Raw genomic sequence first — 17812 nt, forward strand, 5'->3', positions numbered from 1 at the left:
TTTGATAGAACTAATTCTAGGGGGTGCCGTGGTCGAATCGCGCAGAACGCGGAAGAAGCACGAGCTGCGGGAACGGATCCTCGAGGTCGCTATCCGGCAGGTCGGTGAGCGCGGGCTGGCGGCCACCACGGTCGGCTCGATCGCCGAAGAGGTGGACATCTCGCAGACCACCTTCTTCAACTACTTCCCGTCCAAGGCCGTCCTGGTCGAGGCGGTGATCGGCCGGCTGAGCGACCTGCTCGGCACGGTGCTCGCCGACGTCGGCTCGGGTGACGAGCCGGCGGCCGACAAGGTGCTCAAGCTGTTCGAGTTCGCGGCCAGCCTGACCACGACCCAGCATCGGGTGTTGCGGGACATCGTGATCGAGGTGGTCCACGAGTCGACGCTCAGCGAACGGCCCAGCGGGAATCTGTCTGCGCTGCACGAGAGCTATCGGACGGTGCTCGCGGACGGCCAGCGCGCCGGCGAAATCCGGGTCGACCTGGACGCGACGATCCTCGCCGACGTCGTGATCGGGATGTTCACTTCGGTGTTCACCAACTGGGCCGACGATGTGGCATACCCGATCTCCGACCGGCTGAACACCTTCGGCAAGCTGGCGGTCGAGCTGGTCGCGCGCGGCGCCTAGATCACGAAGGGGATCAACGCTTTCCGGTCGGCCGGGTAGTCGGGGAACTTGTCCCGGTACCACTTGTGGGTGGCGAAGGCGCGGGGCACGAGATTGCCCGCGGTGATCAGCAGGATGACCACGCCGGGCAGCGACCAGGTCAGCAGCGCGAACCCGCTCCACGCGATCAGCTCGCCGAGATATGTAGGGCTGCTGACGAATCGGTAGCCGCCGCCGAACGGGATGCGGTACTCGGTGGCGCCGGGGTTCGCCTTGTCGCGCAGGTTGCGCACGATCGATTCCGAGGACACCAGTAGCGCGAATCCGCACAGGTAGACGACCAGGCCGCCGAGGAAACGTGGGTCGGTGAGCCAGGCCGAGCTGTACCGGTGCAGGTAGTCGTTGCTGAACATCGCGCCGTTGAGGTAGCCGTGCACGCAGGTCACGAACATGCCCATGCCCAGCACCGACACGTTGAAGCTGGTCGTTTTTCCGGGCACCTGCCGGATCGAGAGTGGGAAGAACCAGCCGCGATTGGCGTAGTGCAGCACCCAGATCGCCGCCAGCACCGGCGACGCGCCCTCGAACCGATGCGGCCCGGTCAGGTAGAACACCGCGAACACCACCGTCGCCGGGATCTCCATCAACCACCACCCGAGCTTCGGGTTGAGGTTGAATCCCAGTTTGGCGGTGGCGAACCGCCCGTACGGGCTCTGGCCGAACAGGCCGCCGATCAGCACGAACGCCGCGAACCCGAAGGCGATCGTGAGGATCGTGTCGTACGTGGTGTTACCCGTGTACCAATGCATCGGGGGTCCTTCGGCGGTGGTGCGAAAACTAGAACGATTTCTAGTAATACCACGGGGGTCGGCTTGCCATGGTGCGTTTCGGGGCGCGTCCGACCTCCCCCTGCGCCGCGTTCGTCCCGCGGTTGGACGATGCGAGCCGCCGAATCCGCTGGGCACTCGGCGACACCGGCGGGCCGCTACGGGTCGGATGCGTGGGCGCGCAGAAGTTTCGGTCACCCGGTGGCCGCACGCCGACGACCCACCGGCGGCCTCGCGGGGGAGCGGCTCGGCCGGGCGGGGCTCGGGTGGCGAGCGGCGGCGCCGTAATTCGCGCAACCGAACCCGACGTGTTACGTTATCCGGTTGCGCTCCAACAGAATTCGGACCGGTTGGAGCGCACAACCACCACTTCGAATCGCACCAGACCTGAAGGAAACGTGTTGCGTCACCCCGCCCTCACCACCATGTTCGCCGGCACCGCCGCGCTGGTCGCCATCGTCGCGCCGGCCGCCACGGCCGACCCGCTGACCGGGTCCGCCGCCGCCGGCGCCGGATCGGTCGAGGTACTCCCGCTCGCCGTCGCCGGTTCCGCCGACGGCGGGCCGCTGGCCGCCGCCGGGTCCGCCGCCGCGGGCTCCGTCGTCGCGCCGATCGTGCTCCCCATCCTCGGCTCGGTGGCGGCCGGCGCGTTCACCGCCCCGCCCGCCCCCGACCTGCCGGCGGCACCCGTCACCCCGCCCGCACCGACCACGGACGGCATCACCTACGACTGGAACCAGTTCGAATCATTGAGTGCCGGTGACTGTTTCACCGGCCACTCGGACGGCACGATCACGGTGACCTCCTGCACCCGGCCGCACACCAACCAGGTCTACGCCGTGCTGCACTCCGACGCTACCGACGTCGACGCGCTCGACCTGTGCGATGCCACCGCGAGGCGGACGCACTCGATCCGCTCCACGGTCCCCAGCGATTTCGATATCGAGGCCTACTTTTCGGTGACCCGCACCGACAAGGTCGTCTGCACGGTCGCCGCGCCGGACGGCAGCACCTACCACGCGTCGTACGTGGGCTGAGCGAACCACATCCGGGCAGCACGAATCCGGGGCCGGCACCGCGTGACAGCAGTGCCGGCCCTATGCCCGCGCAGGTCGTCGTCCTGGGCGCCCAAGGCACACTTCTGCGGGGTGACCGCACCGGCGGCAGTTGTCCGCCTGGCCATCGGAGGCTTCGCGCGACACCGGACGATCGGTCCCGCGGTCCGATCGTCTGCGGCCGAACACCCCTGCGCCTGATTCGCCTGTGCCGCTTCAGTTTCGAGCGGCCGAGGCCCCCGCGCGCCGGCCGAAGAAGCTGCCGTCGCCGAGCGAGGCGCCGCTGACGTAGCCGCCGGCCGAGATCCCCGCGGTGCAGCGGCCCGCCGCGAACAGGCCGGGGATCGGGTCGCCCGAGACGTGCAGGACCTCGGAGTCGACGCTGGTGCGCAGGCCGCCGAGCGTGAATCCGCCTGTCATGCCGCGCAAGTCGATCGCGGCGACCGGTGAACCGATGGGTGCGACCCATTCGGGCTTCTTACCCAGCAGCGGGTCTTCGCCGTTCGCGGCGTGTGTGTTGTACACCTCGACCGTGGTCTGCAGGGACCCGGCAGGCAATCCCATTTCGGCCTCGAGTTCGGTGACGGTCTCGCACACCCAGGTGGGCGGCATGCGCAGCATCGGGGTCGCGGTGGGGCGGGTCAGGCCCTCCTCGTAGGCGGCCTGGTCGATGACCAGGAACGCCTGATTGTCGTTGCGCAGCAACGTCGCCTGGCCGACGTGACCCGGGTAGGTGTCCTCGGGGACGTAGCGCTGACCGCGGCCGTTGACCAGGATGCCGCGGATGAACAGCTGCGGATCGCAGAAGAAGGCGACCTCGGTCGCGTCCATGTGCGCCAGATCCGCGCCGAGCGCCTGCGCCATCCGGATCGCGCGGCCGTCGTGCTCCTCGATCGAGGCCGCCGGCCGGCCCGCGATCCGCGGCGCGAAGGCCTCCACCATCGCGCCGTTGTAGGCGAAACTGCCGGTCGCCAGCACCACACCGGTGCGGGCCCGCACCGCGACCGTCTTGCCGTACTGTTTCGCGACCAGCCCGGTTACCCGGCCGTCGGCGTCCACGACCAGCGTCTGTACCCGCACGTCGTACACGGCTTCGACGCCGAGCTCGATCGCCTTGTCCACCAACGGTTTCATCAGCATGTAGCCGCCGCCGCGCTCTCCGTTGGACTGCTTGTCCGCCATCTGCGGCACGTGCCCGCGCGGCGCCGGGCGGGCGATCGTGTTGAACGGTGCGGAGTTCTCGCCGCCGCTGTACATCAGCCCCGCATCCGTCGGCGGCTCCCAGCCGGGCTCACCCCAGAACTCGGCCTTGAACGGGACCCCGATCTCGTCGGCCAGCCACCGATAGTGGTCGACGCTGCCCTCGCAGTAGAGGTCGATCTTCGCCTCGTCCGCGCCGGGACCCAGCGCCGCTTTCAGGAACGCCTGCATATCCGCCACGGAGTCTTCGAAACCGCACGCGGTCTGCAGTGGCGTGCCACCGCCCAGATAGACGAACCCGCCGGCCATCGCGGCCGCCCCGCCCCACCCGCTGGTCCGTTCCAGCACCAGGACCTGCGCACCCGCGGTCGCGGCCGCGACCGCGGCGGACGCACCGGCGACACCGAAACCGGCGACGACGACGTCGGCTTCGTAGTCCCAGCGGGCAATCCGGTCGGCGGGAATCGGGCGGATCGAGGGGTCGGACATAGCGGTTCCTTTCACGACGCTGTGACACTCCGATCTACTCCGGGTGCACGGCGTCGGGTGCCGAGGAGTCCGCTCAGCGGGAACAAAATGCCCGGCGGCGTGCAGCTCAGAACTCCTCGGCGAGGCGGCGCCACCAGCGGCGGGCGCGGATCGCGCCGCGAACCAGCTCGTGGACGCTGGAATCGAATGCGTCCCTGGATATTTCGTCGGCTTCGCGTTCGCCGGGCCAGTACACGACCCAGCTGCCCGGCTTTCCCCGTACCCGAGCGGGGGACATGCCACCCATGAAGGGCTGCCAGCCCCGCCGGGCCGGTACCGCGCGCCGGTCGCCGAACATGTTCAGCGTGGTGAGCGGGAAGTCCGTGCGGGACACGATGAGACCGGCCTCGTCGGGTGCGAGCAGGGTCGACTGGTCGCCGTGGGAATTCCACTTGTCCGGGTCGGTGGACGCGACGGCCAGCACCGGAACTCCGTTGGGGCACCGGCCGACACCGGAGGAGTGGTTGCCGCCCGGGCACAGGCTGGCCTCCCACACCGGCTCCGACCGGGACGTGAACCGGCGATCGATGCTCGAATGGTCGACCGACCACCGGGGGAAACCGGACAGAGCCGCGGACAGCGCGTGCTCGACCTCGACCAGCCACCGCATCGCGTCCGGATTCGGCGCTTTCGCGACCGGACGCACGGCGGGGATCGGTGCGCGCGGCGCCGCGGTCCCGAACCCCGGGTTCGCCGCCAGCACGAGACCGGCCGCGGTGCCGTCGGCGCGGAACCGGGGGGTCGGCAGGCCCGACGCCGCCAGCTGATGGTGCACCTCCGTGGCGACCTCACCGAGCAGCAGCGGCTCGGATCCGCCGGGCACACCCTGGCGCAGAGTCCGCAGCAGCGCGTCGGTGAAGGCCGTGTTCCGCAGGCCGGGCGGTGCCAGGCTCGGCAGGTCCGCGGCACTCGACGCGAGGGTGTACGCGCCGCGCACCTCCAACTGCCCGGCCACGAGCGCGCCGGGATCGGCCATACCGTGCCCGATGGCCCGGCCGGAGAAGCAGCAGTCGAGCACGACCACCTTCACCCGGGCCCGGGACCGGCTCAGAATCTGGCGGACCCGAGAGAACGCGAGCGCGGTTTCCGGGACCGCGTCCGGGTCGCTCTCGGTGACCGCCAGATGGAGTTGCTGCTGCTCGTCCAGCAGCCCGTGACCGCTGTAGTAGAACAGCAGCACGTCGAGCTCGTCGGCCGTCGCAGCCTGCAGCAGTCGGCTCAACTGTCCGGGGCGTTCCGGGTTCGGCACCGTCTCGATGCCGGCGACGAAATTCGGGTCGTGCAACGACTTCAGCGTCGCCTCGAGGTCTGTGAGGTTCGCGGCAACGGAGTCGAGGGCGGGCAGGTGGTCGTAGCTGCTGGTCCCGGCGAGCACGATCCGCGTTCGGGGTGAGTTCAGCTCCACGGGATCAGTCGGCGGCTTCGCCGAGCGCGGTGCGCAGGGTCTCGACCAGGCTGTCGTCGCTGTGCAGTCCCGATGCCGTGACCTTGACCTTGCGCCGGCCCTTGGCCCCGCTGACCTCCACCACCAGATTGCGCCGGCGGCTGCGCAACCACACCGCGAGCGAGGCGGCGATCGCGCCCAGATCGACCTTGGTGTCGACGGCGATCTGCAGTGTGTCGCTCAACGCGCCCATCCGGCCGGGTTCCAGTGGAACCGGGCTGATCCGCGCCGACACGACCCCGGCGACCGGCTCGTCGGACATCCATTGCGCCAGCAGGGGAAGCCCGTCCGGATCGCCGGTGAGCGTGATCTCGAAGCCGCCCATCTCGCGTTCTGCCTTTCGACGTCGGAGCCCTGCGCGCGGACATACACATTGTCACGGCAGATGTGCTTGCGCGCCCGTTGTTTTCGCGGATCATGGACGCGGTCGGCGGGTGCGCGCGAGGATCCTGGCACGGCCGCGGTGTATCGGACCTGGCGCGACCGTGGAACATCGGCACGGTTGCCCGCACCAGTTCGGTTGCACCGGAATCGATCCGGGCACTGTTCGCCGATGCCGGACCGCTGTGTCGGAAAGGGCGACGGCAGAACGGTGACGGCCGCCTCGACGGCCCGGCCGGGCTTCGTGACCGTGCTCGGGCAGCGCGCGGCGGTGCTGCATTGTTCACTCGTGCATCTCAATACTGCAATGGCTTCGAGCCGGGCCGCGACCGGTAGCCGGTTCAGCCCGTGCTGGACCGGTCGCCGATGAGCTCGTAGGCGAACGCCGCGAACTCGGCGCGGAAATCGCTGTAGGCCGCGCGGAGTTCGGCGCCGGGCCACGGATCGGGCAGCAGTTCCGGCGGAAGTACCGGGTCGTCGAGGATCGTGCGCACGCACGCCGCCGCGATCTCGAAGCGGGCCGCCATCGGTTCGGCGTCCGCGAGCGCCGCCAGGAGCCGCTGGGCTCGGGCGGACCAGGATCGCACCCGGAACAGGCGCTCGGCGAGGTCGGTCTCGGATTCTTCGGGCCGGCCCGAGAAGAACGTCAGCCGCTCGTGTCCCGGTCCGGAGCCGGTCGGCCACAGGTTGTCCGGCCGGGTCCAGACTCCCTCGCGCAGTTCGCCGAATCGCATCCGCTGCAACGTCTCCCGCAGCGCGATTCGGGCGGCGGGGTCGTCGGCGCCGGTGGTCACGACGGCGATCCGCCACGAGCCGTCCCAGTGCTTGCGCTGCGGATGCTGCGCATCGTCCTGACGCTGCTGCCGGTCGATCAGTCGTGGTGACAGCCGGTAGATCGAATCCGCGCGTTCCAGGTCGCCGGCCGCGACCATCCGGGTGAGCGCCGCGCGCACGGTCGACTCGTGCAGGCCCATCGCCACGCACACTGCGACGATCCCGCTCACCGGTGCCTCGGCGGGGTGCGCGCCGAGCAGCGCGCTGAGGATCGCCGATCGCGCGGTCAGGCGCCGGGCCGGGGTGCGTGCTGACATCGGCGCATCGTATCCGGCCGTCGCGGTTCGGCCGTGGCTCGTGCCGCAGCCGATAGCGACGGTACGTATTGCATTTCTAAGTTGCTCGAGTAACATTTGCAATACCGCGAGGCCGAGTTCGGAAGGGAAGCCGCATGCCGACACACGAGGTCACCAATCAGGTCCCGCCGCTGGTCGACTACGACGCGGCCGAAGTCCCGGTCGTCCTGGAAACGCTGCACCGGGCCGGCGCGGGGCACGCGCTGGACGAACTGCACGAGATCGGCCGGATCGCCGGCACCGCCCGAGCACAGGAATGGGGCGACCTCGCCGAGGCGCACCCGCCGGTCCTGCACACCCACGACCGCTACGGACACCGGATCGACGAGGTCCGATACGACCCGAGCTACCACCGGCTCATGGAACACGCGGTCGGGTTCGGCCTGGCCGGCGCGCCGTGGGCCGACGAGCGGCCGCATCCGCATCTGGTGCGGGCCGCGAAGATCAGCGTGTGGGGTACGGTCGACGCCGGTCACGGCTGCCCGATCTCGATGACCTACGCCGTGGTTCCCGCGCTCCGCGCCGCACCCGACCTCGCGGCCCAGTACGAACCCGGGCTGACCAGCCGCAACTACGATCCCGACCTGGCGATTCCCGCCACCAAACGCGGCCTGATCGCCGGCATGTCGATGACCGAGAAGCAGGGCGGCTCCGACGTGCGAGCCAACACCACCCGTGCGGTACCGCAGGCCGACGGCTCCTACCGGATCACCGGCCACAAGTGGTTCACCTCGGCGCCCATGTCGGACCTGTTCCTGGTGCTGGCGCAGGCGCCGGGCGGCCTGTCCTGCTTCTTCGTCCCGCGCGTGCTGCCGGACGGAACCCGCAACACCTTCCGGCTGCAGCGGTTGAAGGACAAGCTCGGCAACCACTCGAACGCGAGCAGCGAAGTCGAATACGACGACACCGTCGGCTGGCTGGTCGGCGACGAAGGCCGTGGTGTGCCGACCATCGTCGAGATGGTCAATCTCACTCGGCTGGACTGCATTCTCGGCAGCGCCGGCGTGATGCGGGTCGGGGTCGCGGCGGCCGCACACCACGCGGTCCACCGGCGCGCGTTCGGGGCCGCGCTGATCGATCAGCCGCTCATGCGCAATGTGCTGACCGACCTGGCGGTGGAGGCCGAAGCGGCGACACTCGCCGGCCTGTGGCTGGCCGAGGTCACCGATCGGGCCGTCGGTGGCGACGAGCAGGCGGCCGCGTTGCGCCGGATCGCCTTGGCGGTCACCAAGTATCACGTCTGCAAACGCGCCCCCTTCCACGCGGCCGAGGCGCTGGAGTGTCTCGGCGGCAACGGTTACGTCGAGGATTCCCGGATGCCCCGGCTCTATCGCGAGGCGCCGCTGATGTCGGTCTGGGAGGGATCGGGCAATGTCGCCGCCCTGGATGCCTTGCGGGCCATGGCGAAACAACCCGAGACCGTCGGCATCTTCCTCGACGAAATGAAATCGGCCGCCGGTGCCAGCGCTGCGCTCGATGCCGCGATCACCGAATTGGAAGCCGAGTTCACCGAATTCGACACCATGCAGTACCGGGCCCGCCGGGTCGTCGGCCGCATGGCGCAGGTGCTGCAGGGTTCGTTGCTGCTGCGCTACGGGCACCCCGCCGTCGCCGACGTATTCACGCGGACTCGCCTCGGTGCCGACCGCGGCGATGTCTTCGGCACGCTGCCCACCGGAATCGACACCGCCGCCGTGCTCGAGCGGGCCGTACCGAAGATCGGCTGAACCGGCAGCGGCAGAAAGGATCCGAATCAATGACGATCGTCCGACCTCGCTTCCCGCACACGGGCGAAGCCGCCGACTACGCGGAGATGCTGCACGCGCTCGCTGATGCCTCGGTCACCCGCGGCTTCAGTCCGTACCGCGATATCGACTGGGATGCACCGGAATTCGAGGTCGTGCCGAACGACCCCCGGTGGATCCTGCCGGAAACCGACCTCGTCGGACGGCATCCCTGGTACCGGGCGCAATCGCGAGACGCCCAGATCCGCATCGGCATGTACCGGCAGGCCGCCATGGCCAAGGTCGGTCTGCAGTTCGAGCAACTCCTCATGTCCGGCGTCATGCTGTACCTGCTGCGGCTGCCGAACGGATCGGCCGAATTCCGGTACGCCACCCACGAAGTCATCGAAGAGTGCAACCACACCCTGATGTTCCAGCAGGCGGTGAACCGGAGCGGCGTCGACGTCCCCGGCTTCGACCCGTGGTTCCAGCGTCTCGCGCCGCTGATTCCGCTGCTGGCGCGGATCTCACCGACCTTCTTCTTCATCTGCATTCTGGCGGGTGAAGAGCCGATCGACCATATCCAAAAGGCGTTCCTGCGCGGCGAACCGGACGACTATCACCCGATTCTCGAGGGTGTCATGCGGATTCACGTCGCCGAGGAGGCCCGGCACATCTCCTTCGCGCACGAGTTCATCCGCCGCCACGCTGCCGCGGCGGGGCCGGTCGCCCGCGCGACCTGGTCGATCCTGCTCCCGGTCGCCATGCGCGTCGCCTGCGAACTGATCGTGCCGCCGCCGGCCGAATTCTGGCGCAAGTTCGATATCCCCGCCCAGGTCCGCCGCGACTTGTTCTGGGGTCGAACCGAATCCTGCCACGAACTGGCCGGTTACTTCGGCGACGTCCGGGCCCTCGCCGCGGAAGCCGGTCTGCTGAACCCGGTAGCGGACCTGGTCTGGAAGGCGCTGCGCATCGCCGGCCCTCCCTCCCGATACCGCGGCGAACCCAACCGCTGAAACCGTCACCGCGGATCGCCGTCGAGACCGGTCGGACTCGACGGCGATCCGCGTGCCCACCCTGATCACTCTCCGAGGATCCCCGGTGCTCGCGAATCTGCGTGGCGCTGGGCACCCCGGCGGGCACCGTGCGACCGCGCGGTAGTCCGCTGATCCGCGACCGCGCCGGGTGACCGACCGGCGCGGTTCGCGGTGCCGTGATAGAGCCGAAAGGTTAACGCTGCCACGGCAATACGGGATCCAGCGCTATCCGGCGATGTCCGGAGTTCGCCGGGACAGCAGGCCGATCGTTACGTCCACGACGAGAAAGACCAGCAGACTGATCCCGACCAGCGGCACGAACCAGCCCACGACGGCGGCGGTGACGACGACGGGCACGGCCAGGATCGGCGGGGTGCGGCGCAGCTGTCCGCGCCGGGGTGCCCGCCCGCCGGTGAAGGCGCCGGTGGGGCGGCGGCGCCACCACAGCAGGTAGCCGCGCCCGATCACCGTCACCAGTGCGATCATCGTGACCAGCAACAAAAGCTGGTTGGCCGGGCCGAACAGCATGCCCATATGCAGTTGGATGCCCCAGCTGGACAGCCGAGCCATCAGCGGCCAGTCCTCGAACCGCAGCCGGTCGGTGACGGTGCCGGTCGCACCGTCGACGGCGACCGAGTCCTGGGTCCACACATAGGACAGCCGCCGTTCCTTGGCGACGTAGGCGACGCCGGACTCGGCCGGGACGGTGACCTCGAGCGGCCCGGACAGGCCCGCGCCCCGGGCGGTCGCGACCACCGCCTCGATCTGCGCGGCCCGCTCCGGTGTGCTCGGCAACGGTTGCGCCGCACCGTGACCGGTGTGCTGGGCGTGCTCACCAGCGGTGCCGCCCGAGGCGGGGCCGAAGGTGAGCTTCGTGTTCACGGCCGGTGTCGTCCAGCTCAGGTCCTGGCGCAGCTGGTCCACATGCGCGCCCGCGTACGTGGACCAGGTCATTCCGGTAGCGGACAGGAACAGTGCCGGCAGCAACACCCAGACCCCCACGGTCGCATGCCAATTGCGGGTGCGACCGCGACTGCTGCCCGACCGATCCGGCCACAGCAACCGCAGTCCGCGCGCCCGGCGCAGCCACAGCACCAGACCGGCCAGCGCGACGATCCACAGCCACGACGCGGCGAGTTCGCTGTAGAGCCGGCCGAATTCGCCCAGGTGCAGGTTGCGGTGCAGCTGATCGATCCAGGTTCGCAGCGGCAGGGCACCGGTGCTGCCGTAGACGACGCTGGTGCCGACCGGGCGGGCGGTCGCGGGATCCACGAACACCGCCCGCTGCTCGGACTCGCCGAGGCTCGGATCGGTGAACAGCACCCGTGTGGTGTCACCTGGGTGCTGGGCCGGATCCACCGCGGCCAGGACGAGACGCGGCTGCGTGGCGGTGGCGGCGGTGATCTGGTCGGCCAGGGGGCGGGCGGGGCCGGTCGAGTCCACGTGCAGCAGATCGTGGTTCAGCACGGATTCGACGGTGGGTGCGATCGCGTACAGCGCGCCGGTGAGCGCGGCGATCAGGATGAACGGCGCGACGAACAGCCCGGCGTAGAAATGCAACCGCAGGGCCAAGCCGCCCAGCGAGGTGCCGGGTCTGCGGCGAGACGGCCGGGCCGTGGGTGTCGCCCCGGTGTCGGGGCGCGGAATATCGGTGGTGCTCAAGGGGGAGATGCTCCTGTCAGAACTGGTCACCCACATCCGGATCGCGGTGTTGCCGCAGGCCCGGTCCGGGCAGCGGCGCCTTGCGCAACGCGCCCGCAGCTGAGCCGTGCCGAGCCCGCAAAAGCTTGCGGCAGCCGACGGCTCGCGAGATGTCCGGCGGCCTACGCCCGTCGAAATCGGCCGCGAGCGGTGGCATGCCGTGGCTCGCGAGCTTCCGGCCGGACCTGCGCCGTGGCCGGGATCAACACGAACCGCCGCAGCCGGGCCGGCGCGATTCCCAGCGGACCTACGCCCGTCGGGACCGGCCGCGAGCCGTGGCATGCCGTGGCTCGCGAGTTTCCGGCGGGACCTGCGCCGTGGCCGGGATCATCGCGAACTGCCGCAGCCGGGCCGGCGAGATTTCCAGCGGACCTGCGCCTGTCGGGATCGGCCGCGAGCCGTGGCATGCCGCGGCTCGTGAGATTCCCGGCGGGAGCTGCGCTCGTGGCCGGGATCATCACGAACCGCGGCAGCCGGCGCCTCGCGAGATCCTCGGCAGACCTATGCCCGTCGGGACCCGCCGCAAGCCGCGGCCGGTGAGATTCCCGGCGGACCTGCGCTCGTGGCCGGGATCATCGTGAACCGCGGCAGCCGGAGCTCGTGAGAGACCTCGGCGCGGGGCCTACGCCCGACGCCGGGGATCAGCCACGTACTCGGCGGCCGTGGAACGCGCGGACCCAGCCTCGGCGGCACGCAACGGAAACTGTTGTGCCCGTTGGCAATCGGTCCTCGCATAATCGCCGTGACGCCGCGGTGTCGGGATCCGATGTGGGTGTGATGACTGGCGCACGCTGGGCGTGCGCGGTGACGCTGTGGGCGGTTCAGCCCCGAAGCAGGATCGGCGGGCCGCGCGTCGGCGGGCCGCAGGTGGCAAGGATTTGCCGGACCACACGCGGCCGATAGATGCTGCGCAGCGGAAGCCGCTGCGTCACCGGGTAGGAGAGCCGGTGGAGTCGGATCCGCGCCCAGGCGGTGGCGAGTGTGCGATGCGCGAGGCCGGCGCCGTGGATCACGGTCGCCGCCACGGCGGCGGCGACGGTGTGCGCGGCCAGCATGGCCGGCGTCCACATCGCGTGCCCGCCGGGCATCGTCATCGCATCGGCGGACAGTGCGGCATGGCTCAGCGCTTGGCCGGCCAGCAGCGCCGCGGCGAGCGCGGTCGCACTGCGCCGCGCCGACGGCAGCGTCGTGACGACCGCACCGACGACCGTGGCGGCCGCGAGCAGCAGCGTCAGCGCACCCGACGCCGGTGGCGGCCCGCCCGCGGCCCAGCCGTGCGCCGCGATCGCCAGCACACCGCAGACCACGCCGGCCGCTCCACCCCGCAACCGTGCCGCCGCGGTGCGGCGCGCCTGCGCCACCACGGGGATACGGGCCGGGGATCGGCCGACGACGATCGTCACCGGCAGATCGTAACGAAGCAGTGCGCGGCCGATTTCGCCCGGATCGCGGGCTGCACCGGGCGAGGGGCACTATCTCCACCACCGGAAAATGCGGTCCGGGCGGGTACAGTGCGGCGGTTCGCGAAGCTCAGCCGCACGAAGGTGTCATCGATATGTCTGTTCCACAACGGAATCGGTTCCGGCCCGCTGCCGGAGTCGTCGGAAGGTCGGCGATCTTCGCGGCCGCGGCGAGCCTGCTGCTGAACCCGGCCACCGCGCATGCCGACGTCCCGGCCGCGATCGCGAGCCTGCAGTCGAACTTCCAGACCGACGTGTCGGGCAACCCGCTCAAGCCGATCCCGGGCATGATCGGGCTGGTCCGGAACGGGAACACGATTCAGTACGTCAGCTACGGGAACGGCAACCTGAATCCGAAGACCGCCATCGATCCGACCCAGAAGTTCCGGATCGCCAGTGTCACCAAGCAATTCACCGCGACCGTGGTGCTGCAGCTCGAGGCCGAGGGCAAACTCTCGATCGACGACACCGTCGCCAAGTGGCTGCCCACTGCCATCACCCCGGCCAACAACAGCAACGGCTACGACGGCAGCAAGATCACGATCCGGCAGTTGCTCGACCAGCGTTCGGGACTGCCCGATTACACCGGGTCGGCCGCCGTGGTCAACCCGATCTTCGGTATCCCGTTGAATCTCGACGGCTCCATCTCGTATGCGCCGCAGGACCTGCTCCGCGACGCGCTCGCACTGTCGCCGCCCACGACCACCGGATCGACCGGTCCGGCCGATCGCGGCTGGAACTACTCCAACACCAACTACCTGCTCGCCGGCATGATCATCCAGAAGGTCACCGGTAACCAGCCCGGCGTCGAGATCACCAACCGGATCATCCGCCCGCTCGGTTTGGCCAACACCTCGTTCCAGACCGATCCGACCATGCCGCCCAACTCGATTCACGGTTACGCGCCGTTCGTCCCCACCTGGGACATGGCCCTCAACGACGTTTCCACCTCGAACATGCAGTTGTACGGCTCCGCCGGCGCGATCGTCTCCACCCTGGCCGATCTGTCGACCTTCCTGCAGGCCCTGTTGTCCGGCAAGCTGCTGCCCTCGGCGCAGTTGGCCGAGATGAAGACCGTCGTCACCACGGGCGGAAGCTACAACTACCCCAGCTACGGCCTGGGCGTCGGCCAGGCGGAGCCGTGCGGCCCCGGCACCGGGACCGCCTGGGAACACACCGGCAACCTCTGGGGCTACTCCACCAGCTGGGTCGCCAACGACGACGGATCCAAGCAGGTCATCCTCATGGCCAACGAATACGACGACATCGCCGAGGACATGATCTGGCCGATGAAGCCGCAGACCTACCAGGCCTATTGCCTGCTGTAGATCCGGTCGCCGCACGCGCGAATTACGCTGTGCGCGTGGCCACCTCGACACTGCGAGCATCCGACGCGAACGGCCGGACGCTGGACGATCCGACCGACACCCAGGTGCACGACCTGTTCGCGGATCTCAACGCACGCCGGCCGTTCGCGGTCGTGGAACGACTCGATCGCGAGCCGGCCGGCCAGTTCTACTTCCAGCTTCACCTCGACTACGTCGGCGACCAGAACCCGGACGCCGACGAACCGGTCGATGTGGACTACGACATCGAGTTCCGCGCCGGCGGCCCGGACCAGCACTACCACGCCCGGGTCACTGGCGAATACAGCAGCGCCGGAACAGATCTCGCATACATCGTGTACACGGTGTACCGCGCCTGGCGCACCGGAGACCCCCAGCTGAAAACCCTGCTGCCCTGGGAACTACTGACCTTCGACAACTGAAGCGCCCGAGCCGGGGATCGGCCGACGACGATCGTCACCGCCCGATCGTGACGAACGCTGTGCGCCCGTCGGACCGCTCACGCCTTACGACGCATGGCACCGAGGCCGACACCGCCGAGCAGGCCGAGCGCTCCCAGCACGATGCCGATACCGCCGAGCCATCGCGCGGTCTTGTCCTCGCTCGACGTCGACGATGCGGCAGCCGGCTGAACGTTCCCGTGTTTCGAGGTGCCCTCCGCTTGCTTCGGTGCGAGTTTCACGGTCGGGGCCGGGTTTTCCGGTTCGTTGTCGCCGGTCTGCTTCTGGTCCCAGTGCACGACCTGGCCGTCGGCGTAGGTCTGGACGGCGGGCAGGGTCAAGGTGTCGGTATCGGGCAGGTCGTCGGCCAGCACGGCGAATTGGGCGAATTGACCCGGGCCGATGCCTCCTCCGGCGTCGGCGGTCCAGGTGACGGCGGTGACCTTGTGTTCGGCGTCGCGGGTGATGTCGGCTTTCCAGCCGGGCATGGTCTGCGTGTCCACTTCGGTCAGGGCTGGGAACTGGATACTGAGCTGAGTGGTGGGGCTGCCGGTGGCCGATTCGTTCGGCACCCGGAACATCAGCACGGCAGACCCGCCGCGGGCGGCGTCCGGGGCGGACACGGTGACGTGCGCGGCGGCGGGTCCGGCGGCCAGGACGACCGCGACCGCGGCTCCGGCTCCGGCCAGGACGGTGCGGTACGAGCGGTAGTTATTCATCGAGATGTTCCTCCTCGCAGTGGGGACGGACACGATCTGATGCAGCGTGAACAGACTATTCCATCGCGGAACCACTTCCCGTGGTCTGCGGATAAGCGGCGATGAAATCCGCATTCGGAATTGGTCGGCCATCGCGTTATAGTGTCGGCGACACATCTCCGATGGTGCCCGTTCGAGACGATGAAGGTTGCTGATGACGTTACTTGCGTGCGTTGGCAACTCGTCGTACCTCCGATTCGCGTCAGGCGGATTCGGGGTGTTCCCATGAATCGGTCGGCGGATCGAATTCGCGGCGGTCTCAGCGGTGTCACCTGCGGCGTGCTGGCGGTCACCGCGCACGGCTGGGCCGGCGAGTTGCCCGGCTCGGCCGCGCTGACGGTCCTGCTGGCCGTCGGTTGTGCGGTCGGCGCCGGTACCGCGACCGTGGTCGGCCGCAGCCGATTCGGCCTGTTCACCGCCTCGGCCGCAGGGCAATTCGCCGCACACATGCTGCTGTCCGCGAGCGCCGGTCGCTCGGATATGCCTATGTCGGAGCCCGGTGAATCTGGGTGGTTGATGCTCGCGGCGCATGCGCTCGCGACGCTGATCTGCGTCGTTCTCACCGTGGCGGCCGATCGCTGGTATCGCGCGCTGTCGAGCACGGTGCGCACACTGGTCCGGCCGTTCGAACCGCATCGTGTACACGGTGAACTGCGGATTGTCCGGACACGTGCGGTCGTTCGCCGCATCGCCGAGCACCTGCTCGGTGCGATATCACGGCGCGGCCCACCCGTGTCGAATCCGGCAGCCTTCGCGCTCTGACCTGCTTGGTGCTGGTCGGCAGCGTCTGCTGTGCTGCGCATTTCACACCCGCTTCGGACGCGGGCTGCCCGTGATCGTTAGGGCCCGTTTGTTTTCCGATGCGGCAGGGCGGTCGTGCCGCACGCCTGACTCGAGGCGGTCGCGCCGGCGTCCGACATTCCGAATTCCAGGTGCCTGAAAGGCGCCAGGAATCGCGAACATTCAGCGGTAATCGAGCCGGATATTACTTCTCGATTTGCCGCGCCCTTACCTTCGCTGCGCGCTGCAATTTTCAGCGCGGACGGAAAGGAACCAGTTATGCCCTACAACAGCTCGACGGCGCGTGGAATCGGCCGCGGTACGCGGCGTCGCGTTCCCGTAGTGCTGGCCGCGGTCGCGGCTGCCGTGCTCGGTTCGGCGATCGGTGCGGGTGTGGCCGATGCGCACTCGCACATCACCCACGCCGAGCCCTTCGACGGTCAGGTCGTCGCGGACAGCCCCGCCGAGGTCAGCATGACCTTCAATGAGAAGGTCGACAACCCGCAGCTGACCGTGACCGGTCCGGACGGCACCACCGTCTACTCCACCGGGGACGTCCAGGTGGACGGCCGGACCCTGAGCATCGCCCTGCTCCCGTTGGACCAGCCGGGCACCTACGACACCCACTTCGCGGTCGACTCCAAGGACGGCCACCGGATCGAAGGCGACCGAACCTTCACCTACGCCCCGCCGGCCAACTGACCCCGATCTCCCACCGCACCAACACTTTTCGTCTCGCGGACCGCTGGTTCGCGGGGAAGGAACACTGATGAAGACCATGCAGACCGTCGCCGTCACCGCTACCTCGGCCCTGGCCGCGCTCGCCATCGCCGGTGGCACTGCCGCCGCCGACCCGATCGCGCAGGCGGCCGCGCCGGCCGTCGCCCCCGCTGTCCCGCAGGCCCAGCCGATCTACTCCCAGGACGACTTCAACGACGCGCTCGGCCAGGCGAGCACCCAGATCGGTCTGGCCACCGCGCTGGGCGGTATGACCGGCGGCGGCGTGGGCCTGCTCGGCGGATGCATTGCCGGCGCCGTGGTCGGTACCGCGCTCATGCCGCCGGCCATCTCCGCGGACGCGCCCGGTGGCTGCATCGCGGGTGCCGGCCTGGTGGCGGGAATCGGCACCGCCGTAGGGACTCTGGTGGCCGGAGTGCCGATCACGATCTACAGCCTGAACCAGATGAACAACACCCTGCAGAACTCGCACGAATGACCGGCACCCTCGGGTCCCGCCCGTGCGGCGGGACCCGAGGAAGCCGAACCGCCTAGGCAGTGTTTCGAAGTGAATGATGGGTTGGCACCGCTGTGCGGTGCCAACCCATCAGCATGTTCAGCGAAAGTTGCTGTCCACGTTGGCATGTAGGCGAGGTCTCCGGTAGTTGGTTCAGCTG

General features: G+C 69.2%; 17 protein-coding genes. 9 read left to right on the forward strand and 8 right to left on the reverse strand.

Annotated elements, in window-relative coordinates; genetic code table 11:
- Positions 1-28 precede the first annotated feature (28 nt).
- Complete coding sequence (locus EBN03_RS25255; RefSeq protein ID WP_158675734.1) at positions 29-628, forward strand: TetR/AcrR family transcriptional regulator; 600 nt, start codon at positions 29-31, stop codon at positions 626-628.
- On the opposite strand, the gene EBN03_RS25260 is transcribed toward EBN03_RS25255, so the two are convergent.
- Positions 625-1416, reverse strand: a complete 792-nt coding sequence (locus tag EBN03_RS25260; RefSeq protein ID WP_122190604.1) for a phosphatidylethanolamine N-methyltransferase family domain-containing protein — start codon at positions 1414-1416, stop codon at positions 625-627. The genes EBN03_RS25255 and EBN03_RS25260 overlap by 4 nt on opposite strands.
- A 419-nt stretch (positions 1417-1835) precedes the next feature.
- Between EBN03_RS25260 and EBN03_RS25265 the strand changes: the two genes are divergently transcribed.
- Positions 1836-2471, forward strand: a complete 636-nt coding sequence (locus EBN03_RS25265; RefSeq protein WP_147471691.1) for a hypothetical protein — start codon at positions 1836-1838, stop codon at positions 2469-2471.
- A 234-nt stretch (positions 2472-2705) separates the two neighbouring features.
- Here the strand turns inward: EBN03_RS25265 and EBN03_RS25270 are convergent, their stop codons facing one another.
- The 4 genes from EBN03_RS25270 to EBN03_RS25280 all read right to left on the reverse strand — a co-directional run bounded on the left by EBN03_RS25270 (position 2706) and on the right by EBN03_RS25280 (position 7133).
- The gene (locus EBN03_RS25270) at positions 2706-4178 is read right to left on the reverse strand and encodes an FAD-dependent oxidoreductase (protein WP_122190606.1); all 1473 of its coding nucleotides are present in this window, start codon (positions 4176-4178) and stop codon (positions 2706-2708) included.
- Between the two features lie 106 nt (positions 4179-4284).
- Positions 4285-5622: a caspase family protein gene (locus EBN03_RS25275; protein ID WP_158675735.1), complete on the reverse strand. Its 1338-nt coding sequence runs from the start codon at positions 5620-5622 to the stop codon at positions 4285-4287.
- A gap of 4 nt (positions 5623-5626) precedes the next feature.
- On the reverse strand, positions 5627-5986 hold the full coding sequence (locus EBN03_RS34305; RefSeq protein ID WP_158675736.1) for an effector-associated constant component EACC1: 360 nt from the start codon (positions 5984-5986) through the stop codon (positions 5627-5629).
- A gap of 397 nt (positions 5987-6383) precedes the next feature.
- Entirely contained in the window at positions 6384-7133 is a 750-nt protein-coding gene (locus tag EBN03_RS25280; protein WP_122190608.1) for a PaaX family transcriptional regulator C-terminal domain-containing protein, read from the reverse strand.
- A 134-nt stretch (positions 7134-7267) separates the two neighbouring features.
- Between EBN03_RS25280 and EBN03_RS25285 the strand changes: the two genes are divergently transcribed.
- Both EBN03_RS25285 and EBN03_RS25290 read left to right on the forward strand, forming a co-directional pair.
- Positions 7268-8899: an acyl-CoA dehydrogenase family protein gene (locus EBN03_RS25285; RefSeq protein ID WP_122190609.1), complete on the forward strand. Its 1632-nt coding sequence runs from the start codon at positions 7268-7270 to the stop codon at positions 8897-8899.
- Positions 8900-8928: 29 nt separating this feature from the next.
- On the forward strand, positions 8929-9912 hold the full coding sequence (locus tag EBN03_RS25290; protein WP_122190610.1) for an AurF N-oxygenase family protein: 984 nt from the start codon (positions 8929-8931) through the stop codon (positions 9910-9912).
- A 246-nt stretch (positions 9913-10158) separates the two neighbouring features.
- Here the strand turns inward: EBN03_RS25290 and EBN03_RS25295 are convergent, their stop codons facing one another.
- The gene (locus tag EBN03_RS25295) at positions 10159-11595 is read right to left on the reverse strand and encodes a PepSY-associated TM helix domain-containing protein (protein ID WP_233608625.1); all 1437 of its coding nucleotides are present in this window, start codon (positions 11593-11595) and stop codon (positions 10159-10161) included.
- Between the two features lie 860 nt (positions 11596-12455).
- Complete coding sequence (locus EBN03_RS25300; protein ID WP_122190612.1) at positions 12456-13037, reverse strand: hypothetical protein; 582 nt, start codon at positions 13035-13037, stop codon at positions 12456-12458.
- Between the two features lie 152 nt (positions 13038-13189).
- Here EBN03_RS25300 and EBN03_RS25305 point away from each other — a divergent pair, with 152 nt between their 5' ends.
- Positions 13190-14422 carry a serine hydrolase domain-containing protein gene (locus tag EBN03_RS25305; protein WP_122190613.1) on the forward strand — a complete coding sequence of 411 codons (1233 nt, stop codon included), beginning with the start codon at positions 13190-13192 and terminating at the stop codon, positions 14420-14422.
- 35 nt (positions 14423-14457) lie between these two features.
- Complete coding sequence (locus EBN03_RS25310) at positions 14458-14862, forward strand: hypothetical protein (protein WP_147471692.1); 405 nt, start codon at positions 14458-14460, stop codon at positions 14860-14862.
- 77 nt (positions 14863-14939) lie between these two features.
- Here EBN03_RS25310 and EBN03_RS25315 read toward each other — a convergent pair whose 3' ends face one another.
- The gene (locus EBN03_RS25315) at positions 14940-15599 is read right to left on the reverse strand and encodes a YcnI family copper-binding membrane protein (protein WP_122190615.1); all 660 of its coding nucleotides are present in this window, start codon (positions 15597-15599) and stop codon (positions 14940-14942) included.
- Between the two features lie 120 nt (positions 15600-15719).
- On the opposite strand from EBN03_RS25315, the gene EBN03_RS25320 reads away from it, so the two are divergent.
- From EBN03_RS25320 to EBN03_RS25330, 3 genes are all read left to right on the forward strand, one after another.
- Positions 15720-16400: a hypothetical protein gene (locus EBN03_RS25320; protein WP_147471693.1), complete on the forward strand. Its 681-nt coding sequence runs from the start codon at positions 15720-15722 to the stop codon at positions 16398-16400.
- 297 nt (positions 16401-16697) lie between these two features.
- On the forward strand, positions 16698-17120 hold the full coding sequence (locus EBN03_RS25325) for a copper resistance CopC family protein (RefSeq protein WP_122190617.1): 423 nt from the start codon (positions 16698-16700) through the stop codon (positions 17118-17120).
- A gap of 67 nt (positions 17121-17187) precedes the next feature.
- A complete protein-coding gene (locus EBN03_RS25330) occupies positions 17188-17634 on the forward strand; it encodes a hypothetical protein (RefSeq protein ID WP_122190618.1) in 447 nt (148 codons plus the stop codon).
- Positions 17635-17812: the final 178 nt, after the last annotated feature.

It is taken from the genome of Nocardia stercoris (assembly GCF_003696265.1).
In the GTDB taxonomy this organism is placed as follows: domain Bacteria; phylum Actinomycetota; class Actinomycetes; order Mycobacteriales; family Mycobacteriaceae; genus Nocardia; species Nocardia stercoris.